Here is a 24,569-nt window from a genome sequence, read left to right as displayed (position 1 = left end):
TTACTTAGCTAATGCTTCCTCCAAAGTTTTAACAGAATCTGCAGTCAACAATAATTTAGTAGCATTTAATACATCATATGTATTTAAATCTGATGCTACAACAACTTTTGCTTTCTTTAGGTTTCTGCTTGATAAATAAACATTGTTATCATATGCTGACAAAACCAACAATGTTTTTTCGTCAGCAATGTTCAACGCGCTTATTAAAGACACATAGTTTTTTGTTTTGATTGTATCGAAGCTCACCGCATCCAATACCACAATGTTACTTTCCTGTGCCTTGTAACTTAACGCTGATTTACGTGCTAGTTGCTTAAGTTTTTTATTCAACTTGAAGCTATAGTCACGAGGTTGTGGACCAAATACACGGCCACCACCATTAAACAATGGAGATTTGATAGAACCCGCGCGAGCACCACCTGTACCTTTTTGTTTGTGTAGTTTACGAGTAGAACCCGCGATTTCATTACGTTGTTTCGATTTGTGAGTTCCTTGACGTTGATTCGCTAAGTACTGTTTCACATCTAAATAGATCGCATGGTCGTTTGGCTTTACGCCGAATACTGACTCAGGCAGTTGCACCTTGGCACCTGTTTCTTTACCTGATAAATTTAATACATTAACTTCCATCTCTACTATTTGTCTACGATTACATAAGAACCTTTAGCTCCTGGAATGGAACCACTAACAACAATTAGGTTTTGATCAGCATAAACTTTCAATACTTGCAAGTTTTGAACTTTTACCCTTTCACCGCCTGTACGACCTGCCATGCGCATTCCTTTGAATACACGTGAAGGCCAAGAAGAAGCACCTAATGAACCTGGAGCGCGTAGTCTGTTGTGCTGACCGTGAGTCGCACCACCTACACCACCAAATCCGTGACGCTTCATTACACCTTGGAAACCCTTACCTTTAGAAGTGCCGACTACATCTACGTACTCTCCTTCTTCAAAAAGTGTGACATCCACGATGTCTCCTAGTTGCTTCTCTCCTTCAAAAGTTTTGAATTCAACCAGTTTACGCTTAGGAGTCACCCCTGCTTTTGCAAAGTGTCCTTTCAAAGGCGCCGTCGTGTTCTTTTCTTTGGCATCATCATAGCCTAATTGAACAGCGGAATAGCCATCCTTTTCTTCCGTACGTATCTGCGTAACCACGCACGGTCCAGCCTCAATCACTGTACAAGGGATATTCTTACCCTCTGCGTTGTACAGGCTGGTCATTCCTACTTTTTTACCAATAATTCCTGACATGTTATAAAATAAATTAATTAAAGTCCATCGAAGCAGTAGGGCTTCGCTCAAGACATACTATTCCCACTAAGGGACTGCAAAGGTATAAATAATTTTATAACTATCAAACAGTTAATGAATTATTTTTTCCAAACCTCAGCTCCGTTACATCCACCGAGATAGGGTTCTGCGGCTGCAACAAAATGTATCCAACACCCAGCAAAAAATACAGAAAACTAGAAAAGATGATAAAATGAATCTTGCGACCTCTATTCTACATAATACCTGAACAAAAGCTAGGTTAACCGCGAATCCTCTTTATCTTTTAATACTAAATAACGTAACTTAACCCGTCCAATCGTTTACGCTGTCTGTCAGTTTCGAGAAAATCGAAAAGTCAGAGAATATATGTGTTTTATTGAGAGTATCTATAACCGATCCATTTCGTTTTCGCTCTATTCGAAACGAAAGTCGTTCAAGAGTTCTTACGCAGCTCCTTTTAGCACTTTTTCTTTTCTAAAACTGCCCCGTATTCAACATAACTAAGGTACAACCTTCTATTATTTCAATGCCTGCGTCTTTCAATTTCTGCTGCAAATCAGGATTCTCAGAACCTGGGTTAAAGATCACACGTTTTGGATTAGTTTGTAGAATATAATCGTAATAGGGTGCTTGATTCCGAGGCCCCACATACATTGTTATAGTATCGATATCCGTATGTATAGTCTCCGCAGGCTCTATTACAACACCAGCCACCTCGCCTACTTTACGCCCTACATTGACAATAGGATGTCCTTTACGTACTAATTTGTTCGCTACCAAATAAGAATACCGAGTAGTATTTGTAGTTGCACCTAAGATCAAAGTTTTTTTCATATTATCTAATTACAATCAATTAACGACGAAATCTCCACTTGCATTATAAGCATTTTGTCTCAAAATAGGCATTTCTAAGATTTTATACAAGTCATCCAACTGATTTAAGCTACTATTCACAAAATTTGACAAAAGAACAATAGTTATATCATTTTTTAAATCTCGAACGTAGAGGTTTTTAAACCCATGCCACCAGCCTGTATGATATACGATTTGTCCGTTTGCTGGCGTGAATGTACGCCAACCATATCCATAGCTAAAGACACCCCTTTTCGCATCACTTCGCGGAATATATGCAGAATCCAAAATTGACTTGTCTAGTAACCTTCCTTCGCGAAGGGCAATATCCAATAGATACATATCCTGTACCGTACTATAGGTTCCTTTATCGCCAACGGGTCCATCTAAGTAATCCTGAACCACCGAACGTCGCCAGGTACGATCATGCCCTACCACATCTGTCGGAATCTTTTCATAAACCGCTTTAGACAGAACCGCCGTGTTTTTCATTCCGGCAGGTTTAAAAACATGTTCCATCATGTAAACGCCAAAACTACGTCCAGAAATCTTCTCCACTATTGCGGCAAGGATCATGTAATTAGAATTATTATAGTGAAATCTTCCATCGGGAGCGCCATATCGAGTGGGTTTATGTTGGATTAATAAATTAATAGCGTCCAAGTTGGTCATTCCTTTCTTTCGATTCGGCCATAATTTTTCAACAAAATACACATAGTTGGGCAGACCTGAACGATGCGTCAAAAGCTGTTTAACCGTCACGCCTTGAAAGGGGAAACCAGGAAAAAAATCACTAACTTGTTGTTCCAAATTAATTTTTCCTTTATCCACCAATTGTAAAACAGCAAGTGCAGTCATTGGTTTTGACACGGAGGCTAATTCAAATTTAGAATCAATTCTCAAACTATCTCTATGCAGGTAGTCAGCCCATCCAAATGAATTTTGGTAAATGATCTTGCCCTTCTTAGCAATAAGTACATTTCCATTAAAGCCAGATTTCTTATGCAATTTCATCATAAATTCATCAATCTGAGTATCGGCTTGAGTGTGATCATAGATTAGGGCTATACTATCAAGTTCTGCTTGTTTTTGTACGACTTCGGTCTGTTTTTTTTCAGCACTTGAACAACTAAGCAACCCAATAAGAGAAAGGATGAGAATAAACTGAAGTAATGTAAATCTTACCAATGAAAATGTATTTTGATATTTATTAAGTCGTTTTTCTAAGGTAACAACTAAAAAAGAAGCCACTTTATTGTTTAAAGTGGCCCCGTATTTTGACTAAAATTTGATTATGCTAATAAACGGATTGGGGCTTCTAATAATCCCTTCAATGTTTGTAAAAATTGAGCACCAGTGGCACCGTCCACTACCCGGTGATCACAACCTAATGTCAACTTCATTATGTTGCCAGGAACAACAGCACCATTTTTAACGACAGGAACCTGTTGAATTGCTCCTACAGAAAGAATCGCACCATCAGGAGAATTGATAATAGACGTAAATTCATCAATACCAAACATACCTAAGTTAGACACTGTAAATGTCGAACCCTCCCAATCTGAGGGCTGAAGTTTTTTCGATTTAGCTTTCTGCGCAAAATCTTTAACTTCAGCAGAAATATGTGATAAGGATTTACCATCTGCAAAGCGGACGACAGGAACTAACAAGCCATCTTCAACAGCCATAGCTACCCCAATATTCGTGTGTTCATTAAAACGTATCTTATCTCCTTGCCAAGACGAATTGACCGCAAGGTGTTGTTTTAATGCAATAGCTACAGCTTTTATGACGATATCATTGAATGATACTTTTCCCGGGGCCACATCATTAATCTGAGCACGTGCGGCAATTGCATTATCCATATCTATGCTTACTGTCAAATAGAAATGAGGCGCCGTAAATAGCGATTCGCCTAACCGACGAGCAATTGTTTTACGCATTTGCGAAACATTTGCCTCCGTATATCTTTCTTCTCCAACATATTGCGGAATACTTACCACTTTCGTTTCCGATTTCGTATTTTCTTGGGATGGAGCAGCCTTAGTTGTAGGAACAAAACTTTCTACATCTTTCTTAACAATCCGACCACCATCTGCCGAACCTTTTACATCATCTAAATTAATACCCTTATCTTTTGCAATTTTACGTGCTAAAGGCGAGGCTTTTACCCGTGAATCATCTGATGATGATGAATTATTTACAGAAGAAGATTCAGACGTGGATTTCACTTCTTTAGCTTCAGATTTTTCTTCCGCAGCTACCACTGGAGCAGGCTTTTGATTCAATAAAGGTGTAACATCAGTACCTGCAGGACCAACTATAGCAATAATATCATTCACTTTTGCAGCTTCTCCAGCTTCCAAGCCGACATACAATAAAGTACCATCTGCATAAGCTGTTACTTCCATCGTCGCTTTATCTGTTTCCACATCTGCGATTGCATCATCAGACTTAATGGTATCACCTACTTTAAAATTCCATTGTGCAATGACACCTTCTTTCATGGTGTCACTTAATAACGGCATAGTAATAACAGTACAATCCAATTCTTCCGGTGTTATCGTTTTGCCTGTATCATCAGTTTCCGATTTACTTTCCGAAGAAGGGCCATCTTCTTTTTTTTGCTCGTCCTTAGGTGCTTCCGTTGTTGACTCTCCAGTTAACAAAGCTTCGTAAGCTTCGCCTTCTTCACCTAGAATAGCGATGATAGCATCTATTGCCACAGCTTCACCTTCTTTAGGGCCTATATACAACAAGGTACCTTCCTGATAAGACTCAAAGTCCATTGTCGCTTTGTCTGTTTCGATCTCTGCAACAAGATCTCCCGAATTAACTTTGTCTCCGACTTTTTTGTGCCATTTAGCAATCACACCTTCAGTCATGGTGTCGCTCATTTTCGGCATTTTTACTACTTCAGCCATGTATTATAGTAGATTATATCTTTAAATGTTAAAGTAATTAGTACGAATTAGTCCAATATAAAAGGATAATCCTCTTGCACATAAATATCATTGTACAGTTCATTATCGCTAGGATATGGAGATTCCTCTGCAAACTTTACAGATTCTTCCACGATAGATTTTATCTCTGCCTCTACTTCCTTAAACCAGGCCTCATCTGCATAGTTATTTTCTAATATAGCGACTTTAGTCGTAATCAACGGATCACGACCTTTATATTCCTCAAGTTCTTCCTTCGTGCGATATTTTGCTGGGTCAGACATCGAGTGACCTTTATAACGATACGTACGGATCTCTAAGAAAGTAGGACCTTCACCTGCACGCGCGCGTTGAACAGCCTCATCCATAGCATTGTGCACAGCCACCACATCCATACCGTCTACAGGCATACTCGGCATATCAAAGCCTAAACCCATTTTGTAGATGTCCATCATATTAGTTGTGCGCTTTACTGACGTCCCCATCGCATAACCATTGTTTTCACACACAAATATGACAGGCAACTTCCATAACATTGCCATATTTAACGTCTCGTTGAAAGCACCTTGACGAACAGCTCCGTCCCCCATGTAACATACATTCACATTATCGTTGCCTAAGTATTTTTCAGCAAATGCGATGCCGGCTCCTAGTGGGATCTGCCCCCCTACGATACCATGACCACCCATCATCTTGTGTTCTTTGGAGAAAAAGTGCATCGAACCGCCTTTACCTTTGGAACAACCCGTAGCCTTACCATATAATTCAGCCATGCATGCATTTGCAGACACCCCTTTTGCTAGCGCCTGTGCGTGGTCACGGTACGATGTAATGAGTGAATCTTCAGGTTTCGTTGCAGAAATAGTCCCGGCTACCACCGCTTCTTGGCCTATGTATAAGTGACAAAAACCACGGATTTTTTGCTGCCCATACAGTTGACCAGCTTTTTCTTCAAACTTACGCATGAGTAGCATGGATCTATACCACTCTAAATATGTTTCTTTTGTTATAGGTGTTGAACTCATTTTATAGTCTTTGTTTCTTACTAAACTGATTACAAATCTAATAATTTATAACGACAAAAAGGATACATTTAACATCCTAATTGGTTAATTTTTATTACATTTTATTATTAATGTCAAAATAACATAAAGGTGCCTATAGCTAACTAGCCCCATCTGTGAAATTATCTTAAAATTTCGATTAACGTATCTTCCTTCAACGACTTCTGCTCCCCAGTAACCATATCTTTTAGCGTCAATTTGCCAGATTGGATCTCCTCTTCTCCTACTAATAAAACATATGGAATCGACTTAGCATCAGCATAGCTCAGCTGCTTTTTTAATTTCACCGCCGTGGGATAAAGTTCCGCCGCAATATTCTCTCGACGTAACTTATAAAGTAAGGGCAAGGTAAAGGTTTCAGCATTTTTATCAAAATTCACAATCAATAATTTCGTACTTGTCATTGATCTTTTCGGAAACAAATCCAGCTCTTCCAGCACGTCATAAATGCGATCCGCTCCAAAAGAAACACCTACTCCAGTCAAACCTTTCAAACCAAACATCCCGGTTAGATCATCGTATCGCCCTCCCCCCCCGATACTGCCCATCGCGACCTCATTCGTTTTTACTTCGAATATACATCCCGTATAATAGTTCAATCCCCTCGCCAAGGTAATATCAACCTCTACAAACGTATCCAACTTGTTTTCGGTTTGCTGGAATTGCTGGATATACGCGAATACATCCTCAATCTCCGCAATGCCTTTCAGTCCATTTTCAGAGGAAGATAAAACAGATTTTAATTGGCCAAGCTTTTCATAATTAGTCCCCTCCAGCAAGATAATCGGCTTTAGCATCTCCAAATCATCTTCTGTAAACCCTCTTTCTAAAAGTTCCTTATTCACACCCTCCAATCCAATTTTATCTAACTTGTCTATCGCAACAGTCATATCAACGATAAGCTCAGGCTTACCTATCACTTCTGCAATTCCCGTTAATATCTTACGGTTATTGATCTTAATCGTAAAATCCCGTAGCCCCAATGCTTTTAAGGCCTCATGATAGATTAGAATAAACTCTGCCTCATTCAATAAACTATCAGACCCCACTACATCCACGTCACATTGATAGAATTCTCGATAACGACCACGTTGAGGACGATCTGCCCGCCAGACGGGCTGAATCTGAAAACGCTTGAAAGGCAATGAAATATCATTCTGATGCATAACGACATACCGTGCAAATGGCACTGTTAGATCATAGCGTAACGCTTTTTCCGAAAGATGAGCAGTAAGTTTAGTGGACGATTTAGACAACAATAACTCCGAGGGGGCCTTAGCTAAGTAATCCCCGGAATTCAATATTTTAAAAATCAACTTATCTCCTTCATCACCATATTTCCCTGTAAGTGTCGACAAATTTTCAAAAGAGGGCGTTTGAATTTCATTATACCCGAATTTTTTAAAAACATCTTTCAGGACATTGAAAATATAATTGCGTTTCTCCATTTCAATGGGAGAAAAATCACGCGTACCTTTTGCCAAAGAGGGTTTTACTATTGCCATAGCGCAAAGGTAATATAAGAAAGCGAATAAGAAAAAAGGAATTAAAGTTAAAAAAGAAGTACTATACCGATTCGATAATCTTCAAGAATTCGCAGGCACGCTCGGCCGCCAATTTCTCTGCACTCTTTTTGTTGAAATCACGTCCCAAGCCACACACCTCACCATTTACCTGTACTAATATACTAAACATTTTGGATGATTCACCTTCAGGGTTATCCGTCTGCACAAATTGAACATCCTTCCCTTCCTGTTGACACCATTCGATCAAACGGCTTTTAAAATTGGTTTCTGTATTTTCTAGCGTATGTATATCAACATGGGGCTTTATAATTCGTGAAAGTAAAAATTCACGCGTAAATTGATAGCCTTTATCTAAATATACTGCGCCAACCAAAGCTTCAAATGCATCACCTAATAAAGAGCCTTGCTTATTTTGGTAGCTTATCATACGCGCATCGTACTGAATTAATTCGTTCAATCCCAACTTGCGGGCCAGTTGGTTCAGATTAGCTCGGGAAACAATTTTAGAACGCATTTCCGTCAAAAAGCCCTCATCTTTATAGGGGTAAAGTTTAAAAAGTAACTCAGCCACTACAGAACCTAGGACTGCGTCTCCCAAGAACTCCAAGCGCTCGTTGCTATTTTTCACACCTTCTTTAATCAGTTTTGCAACAGACTTATGCCGAAAAGCCATTTGATATAACTTAACATTCCCTGGAACGAATCCAAGTAAATTCTTAAGCTTTTTTATATAAGCTTTCTGAGGGGATAAATAGAGCTTGTAAATACTTAAAGACATGTTTCTTACTATAAGAAGAAATAGGCAGCTATAACACTACCTATTAAGATCTTTAGCCTAACCACGCTATTAAGCTTTGTATTTTTTAATCACAACAGAAGCATTGTGACCTCCGAATCCAAAGGTATTGCTCATAGCAGCGTTAACCACCCGTTTTTGAGGGATATTGAAAGTGAAATTCAATTTATTGTCCAATTCTGGATCATCCGTAAAATGGTTAATAGTAGGCGGTACTATATCATTTTGAACAGCATAAATAGAAGCTATAGCTTCGACAGCTCCCGCAGCCCCCAGCAAGTGGCCGGTCATAGATTTAGTCGAACTAATGTTCAGAGAATAAGCATGCTCACCAAATAATTCTTTAATTGCTTTGGTTTCGCTAATATCTCCCAGAGGTGTAGATGTTCCGTGTACATTGATATAATCAATATCCGTCACCTCCATACGAGCATCTCTTAGCGCATTAGTCATCACTAACTTTGCACCTAGACCTTCAGGGTGCGGTGCAGTAATATGATTCGCATCGGCACTCATGCCTCCTCCTACTATCTCTGCGTAAATTTTCGCACCTCTTGCTAGAGCGTGCTCAAGACTTTCTAAGATAATAGTACCCGATCCTTCACCCGCAACAAATCCATCTCGATCTTTATCAAAAGGGCGCGAGGCAGTTTTAGGGTCGTCGTTTCGGGTAGATAATGCGTGTAATGCATTGAATCCACCTATCCCAGCTTCATTGATAATCGCTTCCGAGCCTCCAGTGATGATCATATCCGACATACCAGTTCGAATATAATTAAACGCATCTATCATGGCATTTGTTGCAGATGCACATGCGGATACACATGAAAAATTCGGACCACGTAAACCATAACGCATGGAAATATGACCCGGAGCAATATCCACGATCATTTTAGGTATAAAGAATGGATTAAAACGAGGTGTACCGTCGCCTTTAGCATAGGATGATACTTCATCATAAAATGTCTTCAGTCCACCAATGCCAGATCCCCAAATAACTCCTATACGATTTGTATCTAATTGCTCAAAGTTCAAATTAGCATCTTTTACCGCTTCATCGGTTGAGGCAATAGCATATTGTACAAAAGGATCCACCTTACGTGCCTCTTTTCGATCCATAAATTCATGTGGATCAAACCCCTTTACTTCACAAGCAAATCGGGTCTTAAACTTCGACGCATCAAATTGCGTAATAGGAGCAGCACCACTTACACCATTAAGCAATCCATCCCAGTATGCTGGGGCGGTATTTCCTAATGGTGTAAGTGCGCCTAATCCTGTTACAACTACTCTTTTAAGCTCCATTTATTATGTTTGGCCTAATAAAATTAGTTAGTTAACGTTCTTTTCTAAATAAGCAATCGCTTGACCTACAGTACTGATATTTTCAGCTTGGTCATCAGGAATTGCAACGTTAAATTCTTTTTCGAACTCCATGATCAACTCAACTGTATCAAGTGAGTCTGCACCTAAATCATTCGTGAAAGAAGCTTCTGGTGTTACTTCGTTTTCATCTACACCTAACTTTTCTACGATAATTGCTTTTACTCTTGATGCGATATCTGACATGATTTTATAGTTTAATTGTTTAATAAATCTGTGCAAAGAAAAATAAATTTCCCCAAAAATCAAACTCTTTTGATTCGTAGCGAAAAATAAAGAACAATAATTTTGAGTTTTGTAACCATAAACGGCTCTAACAAACCTCTTTCAATATTACCAAAAGAATTATCTTTTTGCAAATATATTCTAATTAAATACAAATATTACACATTTACAATACAAAACCTCGTCATAAATTGTATTTTCGTAGAAACAAAAATAAGTATAAAGCCTTGAATAAAATAACATTCAAATTAGAAACCGATTTTGATCTTGAACTGGATTTTATTTTAATTGGCATCAGTTCTTCTCTCCGCGATTACAGACTTTGCCATTTCATTAACAAATATACCGGACTTAAATTCATCTATGGTAAAGAAGATCCCATAGACCACAATAATAATCTTAAAAATAAAAGTCAAGAAGAATTAGACTATCACATTATATATGAAAAGTCGAAAAGTAAAAAAAAAGACAATATCCATCACTTTCCGACGTATAGATATTGTAACGACTCATTCGAATATGAGTTCTATATTATGAATAATAAGAGTATTGAGAATGGCTTTTTAGTACCGGAAGCAGCCAATTTTGATTATTTCTTAATCATAAAACATTTCATCGACGAAGAGGATTTAGAGAAGCTTATAGACAACCTAAAAAAAGTAAAAGACATCTTATTGGCAAAAGAAATTGACCCGATTACATTGAAATCTAAAGAAAATCTGATATTTTAGCGAATTATTTACAAAGTGTAAAAAATACACATTATACAATATCAACCTAATAATGAACTCTGACTATTATCAGGGGCTTATAAAGTAAAAGAGAACAAAAGAATACTTACATGAAGAAGATTCAAAAAAGAACAAAAATAGTAGCAACTCTAGGTCCAGCCTCTTCCAATAAGGAAGTACTTACCCGTATGATTGCTAAAGGTGTTGACGTTTGCCGCCTAAACTTTTCTCACGGCAGCCAAGAGGATCATCTAAAAGTTATCAAAACGATCAATGAAATTAACGCTGAAAACCCTTTCAACGTTGGCATTTTAGCAGACTTGCAAGGTCCTAAAATCCGGATTGGAAAAATGAAAGAAGGCGGGGCTATATTAATCAACGGGTCTACTGTAGAAATCACCACACATGAATTGATCGGCGACGAAAATCGTATATATATTACTTACGAAAACTTCCCTAACGATGTCAAAGAAGATGAAATCATCTTATTAGACGATGGAAAACTCCAATTACGTGTCATTAACACCAATCATTTGGATACCGTAAACTGTGAAGTGGTTCATGGTGGTGTCTTGACTTCACGGAAGGGAGTGAATCTACCTAACACAAAAGTTTCTATTCCTTCATTGACAGATGAAGATTTGGACAACCTTAACTTCGCATTGGACCATGGTGCAGATTGGATTGCCATGTCATTTGTCCGTTCTGCAGAAGATATCATCCAAGGTAAGGCTATCATCGCCGCGAAAGGAAGCCATGCAAAGATAATTGCTAAAATAGAAAAACCAGAAGCTATCGAAAATATCGATGCAATTATTGAAGCTACTGATGCAATAATGGTAGCCCGTGGTGACTTGGGAGTTGAATTACCGATGGAAGAAGTCCCAGGTCTTCAAAAGATTATCGTACAAAAATGTCGTGACTTATCGAAGCCGGTGATCATCGCAACACAGATGCTGGAAAGCATGATTACAACGCCACGTCCTACCCGTGCGGAAGTAAACGACGTTGCAAATTCTGTTTTAGATGGAGCTGATGCTGTGATGTTAAGTGGCGAGACGTCTGTTGGTGAATTCCCTGAGATGGTAATTGAGACAATGGCTAAAATAATTACCCACGTCGAATCTACCTCTTATCCTTATTACAGTTCTAAAGAAGACACTTATATCGACATTACTAAAATTCCAGACGCAATCTGTAGCTCTTCTATTTTCCTAGCTGAAAAATCAAAGGCATCGGCAATTGCTGTCATGACAACATCAGGCTACACAGCAATGGAAATTGCCAGCTATCGTCCGGATGCTAATATCTATGTTTTCACAGGAAACAAAACTTTATTACGCCTTTTGAGCCTTGTTTGGGGTGTTAATACGTTTATCTATGAGAAATATGAAAGCACCGACGGTACGATTCAAGACGTAAATGGCTTACTAAGAGAGTATCAATTGGTTGAACCGGGTCAAATCGTTATTAATACTTCTTCTACTCCGCTACACGAAAAAGGGAGAACAAATACGATTCGTGTGTCTGAATTAAGATAATAATTACAGATCGATAACCGAAAAAGCGGGATGTTAAAAGGCGTTCCGCTTTTTCTGTTTCATATTTACATGAATTATTATAAGCGAGTTTCCAGTTCAACTATTCCGCGTGTTTGTACTCGACAATGACTTGAAGCATCCCCATTTAGCATAAAAAAAACATAATACACTATAAAATAAGCTGTTAAATAGTGTTAAATGCATGCAAACAGGAATTATCATTACTATTTTTGTACGTAATGGAGCCAACGGTTTTGAACGAACAAAACAATTTTACAGTAAATAGAACCATCATGACGCATCTACTAGCAAATGCAAGGATATTCAAGACGCTTGTCTTCGGTAGGCAAGCTTTATTGCCATGGAAACTTATCAAAACAATTCGTTAGTGCCATTAAAGAACAAACAACACGTTGATAAACAACCAAGGGGAACGCACATGGTACACCATCCAGCCCCTATGTTCATAAATAATTTATCCGAATGAAAAAAAGAAGTATTGCATTAATAATATGGTTAATGTCGATTGCCTTATTAGGTGTCGTCGCCATGCAATATTATTTTATTCGAGAGACATATCAACAGAAATCAAAATTATTTGACGAAGGTGTGATGGCTTCATTAAATGCGGTTTCTGGACATATAGAACGCAGAGAAATTTATCTATTCACGCGCGCCCAACAAAAGGTAAATCAAACAAAGTACCTTCAAGATCAGGAAAAACAACGGGCAAAAGAACGTATCTTAAGCAAACAACTTGATATACAAGATAAGATTAAACATCTTCAACAACAACAGATCGAAATTGAAAATAAATTTAGAGATGCCGAACGTGATTTGAAAGGTCAATTCCCAAATGCTACGGAAGTCGACAATTCCTTTTATGAAACCTACATCCGAAGAGAAGCTTATCAAAAATATATAGATATTCAAATTAGCCGTGTTCCAAGCCAATACGGTAGCTTAATGGATAATGAGGTCTTTATTGGGGCGACTACAAAAGTTCCAGAAATAGAAGCGAAAGATGACAGTGTCCGCTATGGCATCCCAATCATTGATCCGATTACGGGAAAAGTTAACCTGGGCACGGTAGCTCTTCCTCCTAAATCCAGTGATAAAATCGCTTTTGAGCTTTATAATCATGAGAAGAAACTAAAAGAGCTAAATCTGCAAAAACTGGAAAGCGCGTTTAGCTTAGAAGATTCAGTAGCTATCTTAGGAGGTAAGAATCCCGAGCTGGTAGAACAGGTGGCCATCGCCATGGAATTAGCAAAAAAACCGCTTCGAGAACGTATTAATATTATATCTGTCCAACGATTGATCAAAGATGAACTAGAACGTCGCGACATTCACACACCATTCAATATTGAGATTCGTGATAGACACAATAACAACCTAATCTTTAACATTCAAGCGGATGCCAATTTCAATTCATCAGAAAAAATTACTCGCTATAGCACCCCACTTTTTCAAGGCGATGCCAACAATCAGACGCCCGGCGTGCTGTCTGTATATTTTCCGAATAAAAAATCAATCATCGCAGACAACATGAGTTACCTCATTTTGCCCACTCTGGCGCTATTTGCTTTATTGATAGGATGTTTTGTTTATACACTAAGCATCATTTTCAGACAGAAGAAAATTTCGGAAATGAAAACCGACTTCATTAATAATATGACCCATGAATTCAAAACACCAGTCGCAACAATAATGATCGCCAGTGAATCGTTGCGCGATCCGGAAATCTCATCGGATGAAAAACGAGTGAATAGATTGGCAAATATTATTTATGATGAAAATGTCCGCTTAGGGTCACATATCGAACGAGTATTAAACATTGCGCGCCTAGAAAAGGAAAACCTGAAAATAGAACGTGTCAATGTCGAAGTAAATGAATTAGTATCAGATGTATTAGATAGCATGCAACTGCAGCTACAAAAAGCAAACGGAAAAATAAACATTGATCTATCAGCCGAAAAAGACACCGTAATTGGTGATGAATTGCATCTTTCTAATGTAATGTTTAACTTAGTTGACAATGCAATAAAATATAGTCTTGAAGCGCCAGAAATTACCGTAAAGACATATAACTCAAAAAATAATATTATATTAACAGTCACAGACAAAGGGATGGGAATGACAAAAGAACAGCAAGAAAAAATATTTGATCAGTTCTATAGAATCCCGACCGGAAACATTCACAATGTGAAAGGATTTGGACTGGGTTTAAGCTATGTTAATGATATTATCAAGCGATTAGACGGACGTATAGCGGTGAGAAGTGAGAAAGACAAGGGAACACAATTTGAGGTCACGCTTCCTCTGAAATCCAATTAATGGGAGGTTACAAAATTTAAAAAAATTGTTATGCAAAAGATATTATTAGCTGAAGACGATCCTAATCTAGGCGAGTTATTAAAAGACTATCTAGAACTAAAAGGCAAATATGATGTTGTACTTTGCCAAGATGGGGATCAAGCTTTGGAACAATTCCGAAAAGAACGTTTTGATCTTTGCATTTTTGATGTGATGATGCCTAAGAAAGACGGGTTTTCGCTAGGTAAAGATGTCCGTAAGATGGACCAAACTATTCCAATAATATTTGCAACGGCGAAAGGAATGATGGAAGATAAAACCCAAGCTTTCGAACTTGGAGGAGATGATTATATCACTAAACCATTTCGTGTAGAAGAATTACTGTTACGCATACAAGCTTTACTAAAACGTGTCAGTAAGGATAAGGAAGAAGAATTGGCAGATAAGTTTGAGATTGGAAATTATTTCTTTGATTACACCAGCCAGGTGGTCACGTACAAAGGACAGCAACAAAAGCTTTCTACAAAAGAAGCAGAACTACTACGTCTACTTTGCTTAAAGAAAAATGACGTATTAACACGCGAAGAGGCACTAGTCAAAATATGGCATGACGACAACTATTTCACAGGCAGAAGTATGGATGTATTTTTGAGTAAGTTACGGAAATATTTAAAAGAAGACCCCAACGTCGAAATTGTTAATGTCCACGGTAAAGGATACAAGCTACTTGTGAGTTAATCTATTAAAATCCTGTAAGGATCGAAAACCGATTGGAATATTTGCTATACGGTGTAAACTTTTTTTTGTAATATCAATTCTTATTCCGATATTAGCAGCGCTTATAGAGAAAGGCAGAGGGACTAGACCCGTTGAAGCCTTAGCAACCTGTCTCTTGACAAGGTGCTACATTCTACTCCGAAAGGGGAAAGATAAGCTGAAGAAACTGATCCAAGTCTCCTTCTCTACTAGCAAATTTTTTTTACAAGTAAAAAATAAATAGGGAAAATAGTATGTTAATTACCAACAACTTAGGGTACCCAAGAGTGGGACCATTCCGCGAATTAAAAAAAGCCAATGAAGCATATTGGGCTAAAAAAATTTCTGCGGAAGAATTATTACAAGCGGCTAAATCTATTCGCGAAAACAACTGGAAAACTCAACAAGATTCAGGAATTAATTTAATTCCCTCGAACGACTTTTCCTTTTACGATCAAGTTCTCGACTTATCCTTAACGGTAGGTGCAATCCCAGAACGTTATAATTCACTATTGAACAAGATCGACCGCAAATATAACCTAGATTTATATTTTGCAATGGCTCGTGGTTTCCAAGAGGAAGGTGTCGACGTCACAGCAATGGAGATGACTAAATGGTTTGACACAAACTATCACTATATAGTCCCTGAATTTACTAAAAATCAAGAATTTAAGTTAATTTCCGAAAAATTCTTAAATGAATATAACGAAGCTAAATCGTTGGGAATTGAAACAAAACCTGTGCTCATCGGGCCCATCACTTACCTCTTAGTTGGTAAGGAAAAAGAAACAGATTTCAATCGCATAGATTTAATCGATAAATTAGTACCTGTTTACGAAGAAATCTTATCAAAATTAGCAGAAGCCGGCGCGCAATATGTTCAAATTGACGAGCCCTTCTTAGCATTGGATATTGACGATGCAACACGTACATTGTACGGCAAAGTGTTCGAAAAATTGGCCGCTGCAGCTCCGGACATCAAATTAGTTGTCGCTACTTATTTTGAGGCGTTAGCTGATAATGAAGACACTGCATTAAACCTACCAGTTCACGCGCTCCACTTAGACTTAGTTCGCGGTGAAAAGCAGTTAGATACTGTACTGGCTAAAGTGCCCGCTACACTAACTCTTTCCCTAGGAGTAGTAGAAGGACGTAACATTTGGAAAAATGATTACGAAAAATCGTTAATATTAATTAAACAAGCCGTAAATATATTAGGAAAAGACCGCGTTTGGATTGCACCTTCTTCCTCGTTATTGCACGTTCCTTTCGACTTGGATAATGAAGACAATGAAGAATCACTTCCAAAAGAAGTTAAAAACTGGTTAGCATTCGCGAAACAAAAACTAGCAGAGGTCAAAGATCTAGCAACATTAGCTGATGGCGAAGTTGACACCAAGACTGCCGAACGTTTTGAGGCAAACAAAGCTGCTGCTGAAAGCCGTCGTACTTCTCCATTAATTCACAAACCCGAAGTAAAACAACGGACTGCCGATATCACAGATGATGATGCAAAACGCACATCACCTTTTCCTACGCGTAAAGCTACTCAACAAGCTAAGTTTAATCTACCTGCGTTTGCTACGACTACAATTGGCTCGTTCCCACAAACGAAAGATGTACGCAAATGGAGAGCTGACTTGAAAAAAGGAGTTATCTCTCAGGAGCAATACGACAAGGAGATTGCAGAAGAAACGGAAAGAACCATCCGCTTGCAAGAACAATTGGACATCGACGTATTAGTGCATGGAGAATTCGAACGTAACGATATGGTAGAGTATTTTGGTGAACAATTAGCAGGTTACGCATTTACTAAAAACGGATGGGTTCAATCTTACGGATCACGTTGTGTAAAACCACCTGTGATTTATGGAGATGTATACCGTCCAGCTGACATGACCGTACGTTGGTCATCATATGCACAAACATTGACCAAACGTCCGGTAAAAGGTATGTTAACCGGTCCAGTGACAATTCTACAATGGTCTTTCGTACGTAATGATCAACCTCGCTCGACAACGACTTACCAAATTGCTTTAGCTATTTTAGATGAAGTACAAGCATTGGAGAAAGCGGGAATCAAAATTATCCAAATTGATGAACCAGCTATTCGTGAAGGTCTTCCATTGCGTAAGGCTGATCAAAAAGATTACTTAAATTGGGCTGTTCGCGCTTTCCGGGTTTCTTCTTCTAATGTAGAAGACGACACACAGATCCATACGCACATGTGTTATTCAGAATTTAACGACATTATCGAAGATATAGCCGCAATGGATGCGGACGTCATCACCATCGAAACGTCGCGTTCACAAATGGAATTATTAGATGCTTTCGCCGCTGATTTCAAATACCCTAACGATATTGGCCCTGGCGTATATGACATCCACTCACCACGTGTACCTAGTACAGAGGAGATGGTCGAATTATTGCGTAAAGCAAAAGCTGTAGTTCCTGCAGAACAACTTTGGGTAAATCCTGACTGCGGATTGAAAACCCGTGCTTGGCCAGAAACTAAAGCAGCTTTAGAGTCGATGGTTGAAGCTGCAAAAATCTTAAGAGCAGAATAAATTTTTAGAATTAGTAACATTAAATATAACATCCCGAAGTGTAAGCTTCGGGATTTTTTTATCCCCCTTCCGTTTATTCATCTGATAATAAAAAGGTAAGTCTACTAAACCATCTAAAATTTCGGATCTTGCTTTTGTATCATCCGGAAACAGCGACTTCATCTGCCAGATATAAACAAAAGTGCTATTTAAGATGTTATTACAAAAAGAAAGAAAATTACATACTTATGAAACGTCACTCAATCATCCCTATTTCAATCTTAGCATTGATCACGACATTATTTACTAGCTGTTCTGTTATAGAAGGCATCTTCAAAGCAGGTGTATGGACGGGCATAATTGTTGTTGTACTGGCAGTTGCACTCATTATTTGGTTAATTGTAAAGATGACAGGTGGAAGAAATAAATAACCATCATAGTACATGATAGAGTTTAGCATAAATATTATGATATTTGTACGCTAAACTCTATCATGTTATAATCATGTCAAAAAAAATATATTTCCCTTATAAATCACAGTATCCTTCTATAGTTGATCTGAAAAAAAAGGCAAAAAAGAGAATACCAAAATTCGCCTTCGATTATCTTGAAGGAGGGTGTAATGAAGAGTTGAATTTAATGCGAAATGAAAGTGATTTCGACGAAATTCTACTAAAGCCACAATATCTACATGTCGCGGATGATATTGATATGTCGGTAGAATTATTTGGCAGACGTTACAGTGCTCCATTTGGTATATCTCCGATTGGGCTTCAGGGCTTAATGTGGCCAAATGCGCCAGAGATATTAGCAAAAGCTGCGGCAAAACACGATATCCCTTATACATTAAGTACTGTATCGACAAGTAGTATAGAACGCATTGCTGAGGTCTCAGATGGCAAAGCCTGGTTTCAACTTTACCACCCGACTGAGAACAGATTGAGGGACGATATACTACAAAGACTAACGGATGTGGAATGCCCTGTATTAGTGGTTTTGGTTGACGTACCTTCTTTCGGGTTACGATACAGGGAAATTAAAAGCGGTTTATCTATGCCTCCAAAAATGAATATTTCCAACATTTTTCAGGCGATGACCCGCCCTATCTGGGGAATTAAAACTTTGCAACATGGCATTCCTTCCTTTGCTACATTAAAGCCCTACATGGAAAAAGGGTTGGATTTATCCCAACTAGGGCAATTCATGAATAAGACCTTTACAGGAAAGGTAAATATCGAAAAAGTCAAGGCTATTCGTGATATTTGGAAAGGACCTCTGGTACTTAAAGGCATTACTACCGAAGAGGATATGCAAGCCGCAATTGCAATCGGAGCAGACGGCGTGATTGTTTCTAATCATGGTGGTCGCCAGATCGATGCAGGAGAATCTTCCATCCATTCGTTGATCAAATTAGCTGGAAACCCCTTGTATAAAGAAAAAACAAAAATTATGCTGGATGGAGGAATTCGTTCCGGTGTAGATTTAGCGAGAGCACATGCTGTTGGATCAGATTTTAATTTTATGGGTCGCCCCTTTATGTATGGAGTGGGAGCTTTGGGCGACGAGGGTGGAGAAAACACAATCAATCTTTTCAAAGCACAGCTTTATCAAATTATGCAGCAACTATCCCTAGAAAAAATAGAGCAGTTACCTACAAGATTAATAAAATAAAACACTTATAATTTACGGCCCCTGTCGCACTTGGAAATAGGGTTCGTAAATTTGTGTAAATTACTTTAAATAGATAATAGGTTTCTATCTTTGTTCATATGATAATAGCAGAAAGATATCATGATATCTCCTGTGGCCATCGCGTAGTGGGCCATGAAGGAAAATGTCGATTTTTACATGGCCATAATTACCGTATCCATTTCACTATTACTGCGTCTAAATTAGATCCTGTCGGACGTGTACTGGATTTCTCCATAATAAAAAGCCATCTATGTGAATGGTTAGAACATCATTTCGATCACAAATTTTTAATGTGGGAACAGGACGAGTTATTAGAACAGCTTCTTGAAATTCAAAAAGAAAGCTTGGTAGTTGTACCCTTTAATCCTACAGCAGAAAACATTGCCAAATATCTAGTCGAAGTTGTAGGCCCCAATCAACTGGCAGATACAACTGCAAAACTAATCTCCTGCAAAGTGGAAGAGACCAGCAAATGTTCAGCAAGTTATAGTATAGATTAAAAAATAGAATATATACAGTTTTTTAATACCATCTTTTATCTTACTTCTAAAACAACCGGGCAATGATCTGAATGTACGGCTTTGGATAAAATTTCCGCATGAAAGATATGCTGAGACAAAGCTGGGGAAACCATGTTATAATCTATACGCCAACCTAAATTTCTAGCCCTCGCCCCAGCACGATAGCTCCACCAAGTATATTGATGTGGGTCGGGATTAACGTGTCTAAAAGTATCAATGAATCCCGATTGGATAAAGTTTTCCATCCATTCGCGCTCAGCAGGCAAAAAGCCAGATGTATTTGCATTGGATTTCGGATTATGAATATCGATTGCACGATGACAGATATTAAAATCACCTGAAATAACCAATTTAGGCTTTTCGACTATCAGCTTGTCCGTATACGATTTAAAATCATCCAAAAAACGATATTTGAACTCCTGACGCACGCCTCCGGTAGTACCAGAAGGAAAATAAGTACTCACTACTGAAATGTCGTCAAAGTCAGCGCGAATCATTCTGCCCTCAAAATCATAATCTTCGTGACCACAACCATACTCAATATGATTAGGTGTTATTTTTGTGAAAATCGCTGTTCCACTGTACCCCTTTTTCTGAGCAGGATACCAATAGTGTTCGTACCCCATCTGTTCAAGGTACAGTATTTCAGGAACCTGATCGACAGTCGCTTTTATCTCTTGCAAACACACAATATCAGGATCTACGATTTTCAGCCAGCCTAACCAATCCTTTTTAAGAGCAGCACGTATCCCATTAACATTGTAGGTTACAATTTTCATCTAATTTATTTATTAATAAGTTTAAAGTCATTTAGCGTATCCATTAGCTCGCTCCCGCTCTGCTTTTTAGTGATTAAGAGAGCTCGAAGTAAATCACATTCACTGTGTGTCAATCATCGTGTACATCTCGGTTTCATTTACTGGATGGTATAATATTTGGATTTAAATGAATCAAGCAACTTGGTAAAAAAACTATTTCTTGGTTGCAAACCCTTATATTTACGTTCTAAATTAATAGCCTCCCTTCGTGTCAATAATTGCATTGCTATTCTTTCATTTTTTAATGGGCGATCAAAAGAATCTGTTTCTACTACAGCTATTTTATCCACGATTTCTACCCCAGTTAAAAGCTCTCCAAAAACTGTATAATTCCCGTCCAAATGAGGAGTTCCTCCTACAGTTGAATAGGCCTGTCGTTGTATAGGTGACAACTTTTTACCTTTCATTCTAAATTGCTCCAAAGAATCTAATCCTCCCTGTGAATATTTACGCCCCTGAACAAAATAGAACTGTGAAGCAGAAGACTGTTTAGCCGGATTATTATCTCGCGCAGCACCGATTGTTCCCTTTCTATGGATTAAATCCGATTGGATTTCTGCTGGAATTTTATAATCAAGACCTCCATTACCTAATTGCACACGATCCGCCGCAAATCTGGACTCTGGGTCTCCGCCTTGAATCATAAAATTATGAATAACACGATGAAACAGTAACGAATCATAAAACCCTTCTTTCGCTAATTTAACGAAGTTGTCACGGTGCTTAGGTGTCTCATTATACAGTTTCAAAATAGCATTACCTTGACTGGTAGAAACATTAACATAATAGTGCGTAGGCTTCTGTGCATGTACAACACTACCAACCATCAAAAAGAGGATAGTTATTAATTTTTTCATTGGATGTAATTCGCCTTTTTAAGGTGATGAAGCTATCATGCTTTGACTCCTAATTCCTTCGGAATATTTGTAAATCATGATAGCCCCATTTATTAAATAATTTCTAACTCTTGGAAATAATCTATAATCAAGGATTTCATAATCATTTCCTGTTCTAATAAGGTATAATTTGGAACTGGCTTTACCAATTCCCAGTGCGGCCAACCATCCTCGTCAAGTCCTTTAAGTTCATAAAACCCCATAGCACTAAACAGTCGACATGTCGCGATATGCATAAGCTCTTCCTTCTCGCGCTTCGAAAACTTTTTAGGGCCTTGTCCCAATTCTTGCACGCCAATCAGGAAAAGCATTACTTTCATGTCGGGGAGCTCCATATCAAAGTTTTCAGCGATAACGCCGCGTAACTCTTCCCACTTCCTATTTACTTCTGCGATCTTCATATAATAAGCCAAAAGTAAAAATTATCTTTGATGAACATGGCAAAATGCCGAGTTAAAAAACGTAAACTAATTAAAAACGTTAAACAGAATCCCGAATTGGCTGATAAAATCAAGATTTCGAGATAGACTTAATCAACTCAAGGCATCTTTTCTCAACCATTTCATATACTGGTAGAAATAAAGCATCATCAAAATAAGGATCCGGCACAATATCATTATCTACAAACAGTCTCACTTTCTCTCTATCCTGATCATTTTTTGCCTGTGCTAACACATCTCGTAAATTCTGTCTATCCATAACAAAGATCAGATCATATTTATTAAACAACTGGGCGGTAAAGTGTTTCGCCCGCTGCTGTGAAATATCCACGCCATATTTTTTTGCGATAGCCACCGAACGATGATCGGGCGCTTGTCCGACATGCCAATCACCCGTACCTGCTGAATCAATTTCCCATTGCAAATTTTCTGATTTAGCTAAGTGTGCCATTATTCCGTGCGCTAGGGGTGAGCGACAGATATTACCCAGACAAACCATCAAAATTCTCATATCTTAAAACTAGATAAATAAAAACATGGCCTTCCGAAGAAGGCCATATACTAACAATATAAACTATTTATGAAAAATTAATATTCAATAGGCACGTTAAACTCTACTCGGCTACCTCTTTCTGGCACACCTGTTACACGAACGATATTACGTTTCGTATTTCCTAACGCAGACTCTACATCGTCCACATTATTTACTGGTTTACCATTAATTTCTGTAATAACCAATCCCCTCTCTACACCAAAGTATTCAAAAACACCACCTCGATGTACCTGTGTTACCACTACACCCGAGCTAATTCCCAGCTCCTTTTTACGGGCATCAGTAGCAGGAATAAAGCTTGCGCCTAATTTATTATATATCTCCGTTGCGCTAGCACTAGTTCCTTCTTCCTCTGCCTTAGCCTTCGCCTCTTCACCTTTCAATGTAATGGTTGCTTCCCGTTCTTTACCCTCACGTTTGTAGGTAATTTTAACTTTATCACCTGGACGTAACCGCGCCACGCGTTCTTGTAAATCGGATGAAGAATAAATTACATTTCCATCAATCTTAGTGATAATATCTCCTTCTTTAACACCGGCGGCTTCTGCAGCCCCACCCTTCACAGCATCAAAAACATACAGACCTAAAATATCTGTAACACCAAACTCTTTCTTCTGTTCTGCGGTAAGATCTGACACCTCTCTAAAACTAACTCCTACAAATCCACGTTTCACGCTACCGAATTCTTTAAAATCGTCCAAGATCTTTTTCGCTAAATTGATAGGAATGGCAAAACCGTACCCTGCATATACACCTGTAGGTGAAGCGATTGCTGAATTGATACCTATTAACTCGCCCTTTGCATTTACCAACGCGCCGCCACTATTACCTTTATTAATTACCGCATCAGTCTGAATGAAAGATTCAATCGCTGTATTTACAATCTGTTCTTCCTGTCCTTGACCAGGACCATATCCGTAACCGCGCTGAGGTTGTTGTGATTCACCTAGAATTCCTATTTGTCGGCCTTTCGCACTCACAATCCCCGCTGTTACCGTAGACTGCAAGCTCAATGGATACCCTACCGCCAATACCCATTCTCCAATCTGTACATTATCTGAATTTCCAAGTTTTACTAATGGCAATCCCGTAGCATTGACTTTAATAAGTGCAAGATCCGTATTAGCATCTCTACCAATCACTTTCGCCTCAAAAGTGCGCTTGTCCGTCAGTTGAACCTCAATTTTATCAGCATCTTCCACGACATGATTATTCGTGACAATATACCCGTCCGGTGAAATAATCACACCAGATCCGGAAGCTTGAGCTTGACGTGGTTGTGCGCGGCGCTGTTGGGGCATACCGAAGAACTCCTCGAACATATCAAAGGGAGAAGCTCCACCACCACGTTGTGAGCCGCGGCTCGTCATCGTGACCTTAATATGAACGACACCTGGCGAAACCGCTGCGGCGGCTTGCGTAAAGTCTAGATTTCCCGAAGAAGATACCATCTCCTCCATAGGATTATTTGCATAGTAAACCTTTTGTCTTTCTTCAAAAGACATATTATCCATTTGCTTGTTTTCAAACAATTTGTAGCCTCCTACTGCGACAGCTCCTCCTAAGACAGCTGTTAATAAAGTGATTCCTATTTTCTTCATATTTTATTTGCTGTAATAATGCTTAACTTTGTTAAAATTTAATTTGTTACGTATTTTAATTGTGTACATTCAAATGTAATACCATTGACAGTCTTC

The 24,569-nt window shown here is 38.5% G+C and carries 23 protein-coding genes and 1 riboswitch; of the genes, 8 read left to right on the top strand and 15 right to left on the bottom strand.

Translation table 11 applies throughout. From position 1 onward, the window contains the following. From rplD to FAZ19_RS03255, 10 genes are all read right to left on the bottom strand, one after another. Entirely contained in the window at positions 1-630 is a 630-nt protein-coding gene (gene rplD / locus FAZ19_RS03300; RefSeq protein ID WP_136819163.1) for a 50S ribosomal protein L4, read from the bottom strand. Positions 631-635: 5 nt separating this feature from the next. Then, complete coding sequence (gene rplC / locus FAZ19_RS03295) at positions 636-1,253, bottom strand: 50S ribosomal protein L3 (protein WP_136819162.1); 618 nt, start codon at positions 1,251-1,253, stop codon at positions 636-638. Between the two features lie 495 nt (positions 1,254-1,748). Beyond that, entirely contained in the window at positions 1,749-2,108 is a 360-nt protein-coding gene (locus tag FAZ19_RS03290; protein WP_136819161.1) for a CoA-binding protein, read from the bottom strand. Between the two features lie 15 nt (positions 2,109-2,123). Then, complete coding sequence (locus FAZ19_RS03285) at positions 2,124-3,314, bottom strand: serine hydrolase domain-containing protein (protein WP_136819747.1); 1,191 nt, start codon at positions 3,312-3,314, stop codon at positions 2,124-2,126. Between the two features lie 104 nt (positions 3,315-3,418). Further along, positions 3,419-5,050 (bottom strand): dihydrolipoamide acetyltransferase family protein, encoded by a 1,632-nt coding sequence (locus FAZ19_RS03280; protein ID WP_136819160.1) that lies wholly within the window; start codon positions 5,048-5,050, stop codon positions 3,419-3,421. Positions 5,051-5,097: 47 nt separating this feature from the next. After that, positions 5,098-6,093, bottom strand: a complete 996-nt coding sequence (gene pdhA, locus FAZ19_RS03275; RefSeq protein WP_136819159.1) for a pyruvate dehydrogenase (acetyl-transferring) E1 component subunit alpha — start codon at positions 6,091-6,093, stop codon at positions 5,098-5,100. Positions 6,094-6,254: 161 nt separating this feature from the next. Beyond that, positions 6,255-7,637: a histidine--tRNA ligase gene (gene hisS / locus FAZ19_RS03270; protein ID WP_136819158.1), complete on the bottom strand. Its 1,383-nt coding sequence runs from the start codon at positions 7,635-7,637 to the stop codon at positions 6,255-6,257. Positions 7,638-7,698: 61 nt separating this feature from the next. Next, positions 7,699-8,436: a ribonuclease III gene (gene rnc / locus FAZ19_RS03265; protein ID WP_188876067.1), complete on the bottom strand. Its 738-nt coding sequence runs from the start codon at positions 8,434-8,436 to the stop codon at positions 7,699-7,701. Positions 8,437-8,505: 69 nt separating this feature from the next. Further along, complete coding sequence (gene fabF, locus FAZ19_RS03260) at positions 8,506-9,759, bottom strand: beta-ketoacyl-ACP synthase II (RefSeq protein ID WP_136819157.1); 1,254 nt, start codon at positions 9,757-9,759, stop codon at positions 8,506-8,508. A gap of 27 nt (positions 9,760-9,786) precedes the next feature. Continuing rightward, a complete protein-coding gene (locus tag FAZ19_RS03255) occupies positions 9,787-10,023 on the bottom strand; it encodes an acyl carrier protein (protein ID WP_079643602.1) in 237 nt (78 codons plus the stop codon). 266 nt (positions 10,024-10,289) lie between these two features. Between FAZ19_RS03255 and FAZ19_RS03250 the strand changes: the two genes are divergently transcribed. From FAZ19_RS03250 to FAZ19_RS03215, 8 genes are all read left to right on the top strand, one after another. After that, complete coding sequence (locus FAZ19_RS03250; protein ID WP_136819156.1) at positions 10,290-10,793, top strand: IPExxxVDY family protein; 504 nt, start codon at positions 10,290-10,292, stop codon at positions 10,791-10,793. A 110-nt stretch (positions 10,794-10,903) separates the two neighbouring features. Beyond that, positions 10,904-12,334 (top strand): pyruvate kinase, encoded by a 1,431-nt coding sequence (gene pyk, locus FAZ19_RS03245; protein WP_136819155.1) that lies wholly within the window; start codon positions 10,904-10,906, stop codon positions 12,332-12,334. A 483-nt stretch (positions 12,335-12,817) separates the two neighbouring features. Continuing rightward, positions 12,818-14,671: a sensor histidine kinase gene (locus tag FAZ19_RS03240; RefSeq protein ID WP_136819154.1), complete on the top strand. Its 1,854-nt coding sequence runs from the start codon at positions 12,818-12,820 to the stop codon at positions 14,669-14,671. A 30-nt stretch (positions 14,672-14,701) separates the two neighbouring features. Then, positions 14,702-15,388 (top strand): response regulator transcription factor, encoded by a 687-nt coding sequence (locus FAZ19_RS03235; protein WP_136819153.1) that lies wholly within the window; start codon positions 14,702-14,704, stop codon positions 15,386-15,388. 98 nt (positions 15,389-15,486) lie between these two features. Beyond that, a riboswitch (SAM riboswitch) is annotated at positions 15,487-15,586 on the top strand. A 74-nt stretch (positions 15,587-15,660) separates the two neighbouring features. Then, complete coding sequence (gene metE, locus FAZ19_RS03230; RefSeq protein ID WP_136819152.1) at positions 15,661-17,973, top strand: 5-methyltetrahydropteroyltriglutamate--homocysteine S-methyltransferase; 2,313 nt, start codon at positions 15,661-15,663, stop codon at positions 17,971-17,973. A 227-nt stretch (positions 17,974-18,200) separates the two neighbouring features. Next, entirely contained in the window at positions 18,201-18,383 is a 183-nt protein-coding gene (locus FAZ19_RS03225; RefSeq protein ID WP_136819151.1) for a hypothetical protein, read from the top strand. Positions 18,384-18,456: 73 nt separating this feature from the next. Further along, positions 18,457-19,623, top strand: coding sequence for an alpha-hydroxy acid oxidase (locus tag FAZ19_RS03220; protein WP_136819150.1), 1,167 nt, complete (start codon positions 18,457-18,459; stop codon positions 19,621-19,623). A gap of 98 nt (positions 19,624-19,721) precedes the next feature. Further along, positions 19,722-20,144, top strand: a complete 423-nt coding sequence (locus FAZ19_RS03215; RefSeq protein ID WP_136819149.1) for a 6-pyruvoyl trahydropterin synthase family protein — start codon at positions 19,722-19,724, stop codon at positions 20,142-20,144. 35 nt (positions 20,145-20,179) lie between these two features. On the opposite strand, the gene FAZ19_RS03210 is transcribed toward FAZ19_RS03215, so the two are convergent. The 5 genes from FAZ19_RS03210 to FAZ19_RS03190 all read right to left on the bottom strand — a co-directional run bounded on the left by FAZ19_RS03210 (position 20,180) and on the right by FAZ19_RS03190 (position 24,473). Next, on the bottom strand, positions 20,180-20,944 hold the full coding sequence (locus FAZ19_RS03210; protein WP_136819148.1) for an exodeoxyribonuclease III: 765 nt from the start codon (positions 20,942-20,944) through the stop codon (positions 20,180-20,182). 137 nt (positions 20,945-21,081) lie between these two features. Continuing rightward, on the bottom strand, positions 21,082-21,840 hold the full coding sequence (locus FAZ19_RS03205; protein ID WP_136819147.1) for a peptidylprolyl isomerase: 759 nt from the start codon (positions 21,838-21,840) through the stop codon (positions 21,082-21,084). A gap of 92 nt (positions 21,841-21,932) precedes the next feature. Further along, a complete protein-coding gene (locus FAZ19_RS03200; protein WP_136819146.1) occupies positions 21,933-22,280 on the bottom strand; it encodes a hypothetical protein in 348 nt (115 codons plus the stop codon). 109 nt (positions 22,281-22,389) lie between these two features. After that, positions 22,390-22,830 (bottom strand): low molecular weight protein-tyrosine-phosphatase, encoded by a 441-nt coding sequence (locus FAZ19_RS03195; protein WP_136819145.1) that lies wholly within the window; start codon positions 22,828-22,830, stop codon positions 22,390-22,392. Between the two features lie 77 nt (positions 22,831-22,907). Further along, positions 22,908-24,473 carry a Do family serine endopeptidase gene (locus FAZ19_RS03190; protein ID WP_136819144.1) on the bottom strand — a complete coding sequence of 522 codons (1,566 nt, stop codon included), beginning with the start codon at positions 24,471-24,473 and terminating at the stop codon, positions 22,908-22,910. Positions 24,474-24,569 lie beyond the last annotated feature (96 nt).

Origin of the sequence: Sphingobacterium alkalisoli (assembly GCF_005049105.1) — a bacterium.
Taxonomy (GTDB): Bacteria; Bacteroidota; Bacteroidia; order Sphingobacteriales; family Sphingobacteriaceae; genus Sphingobacterium; species Sphingobacterium alkalisoli.
The sequence above is the reverse complement of the archived record's forward strand: the minus strand, read 5'-3'. Positions and strand labels throughout refer to the sequence as shown.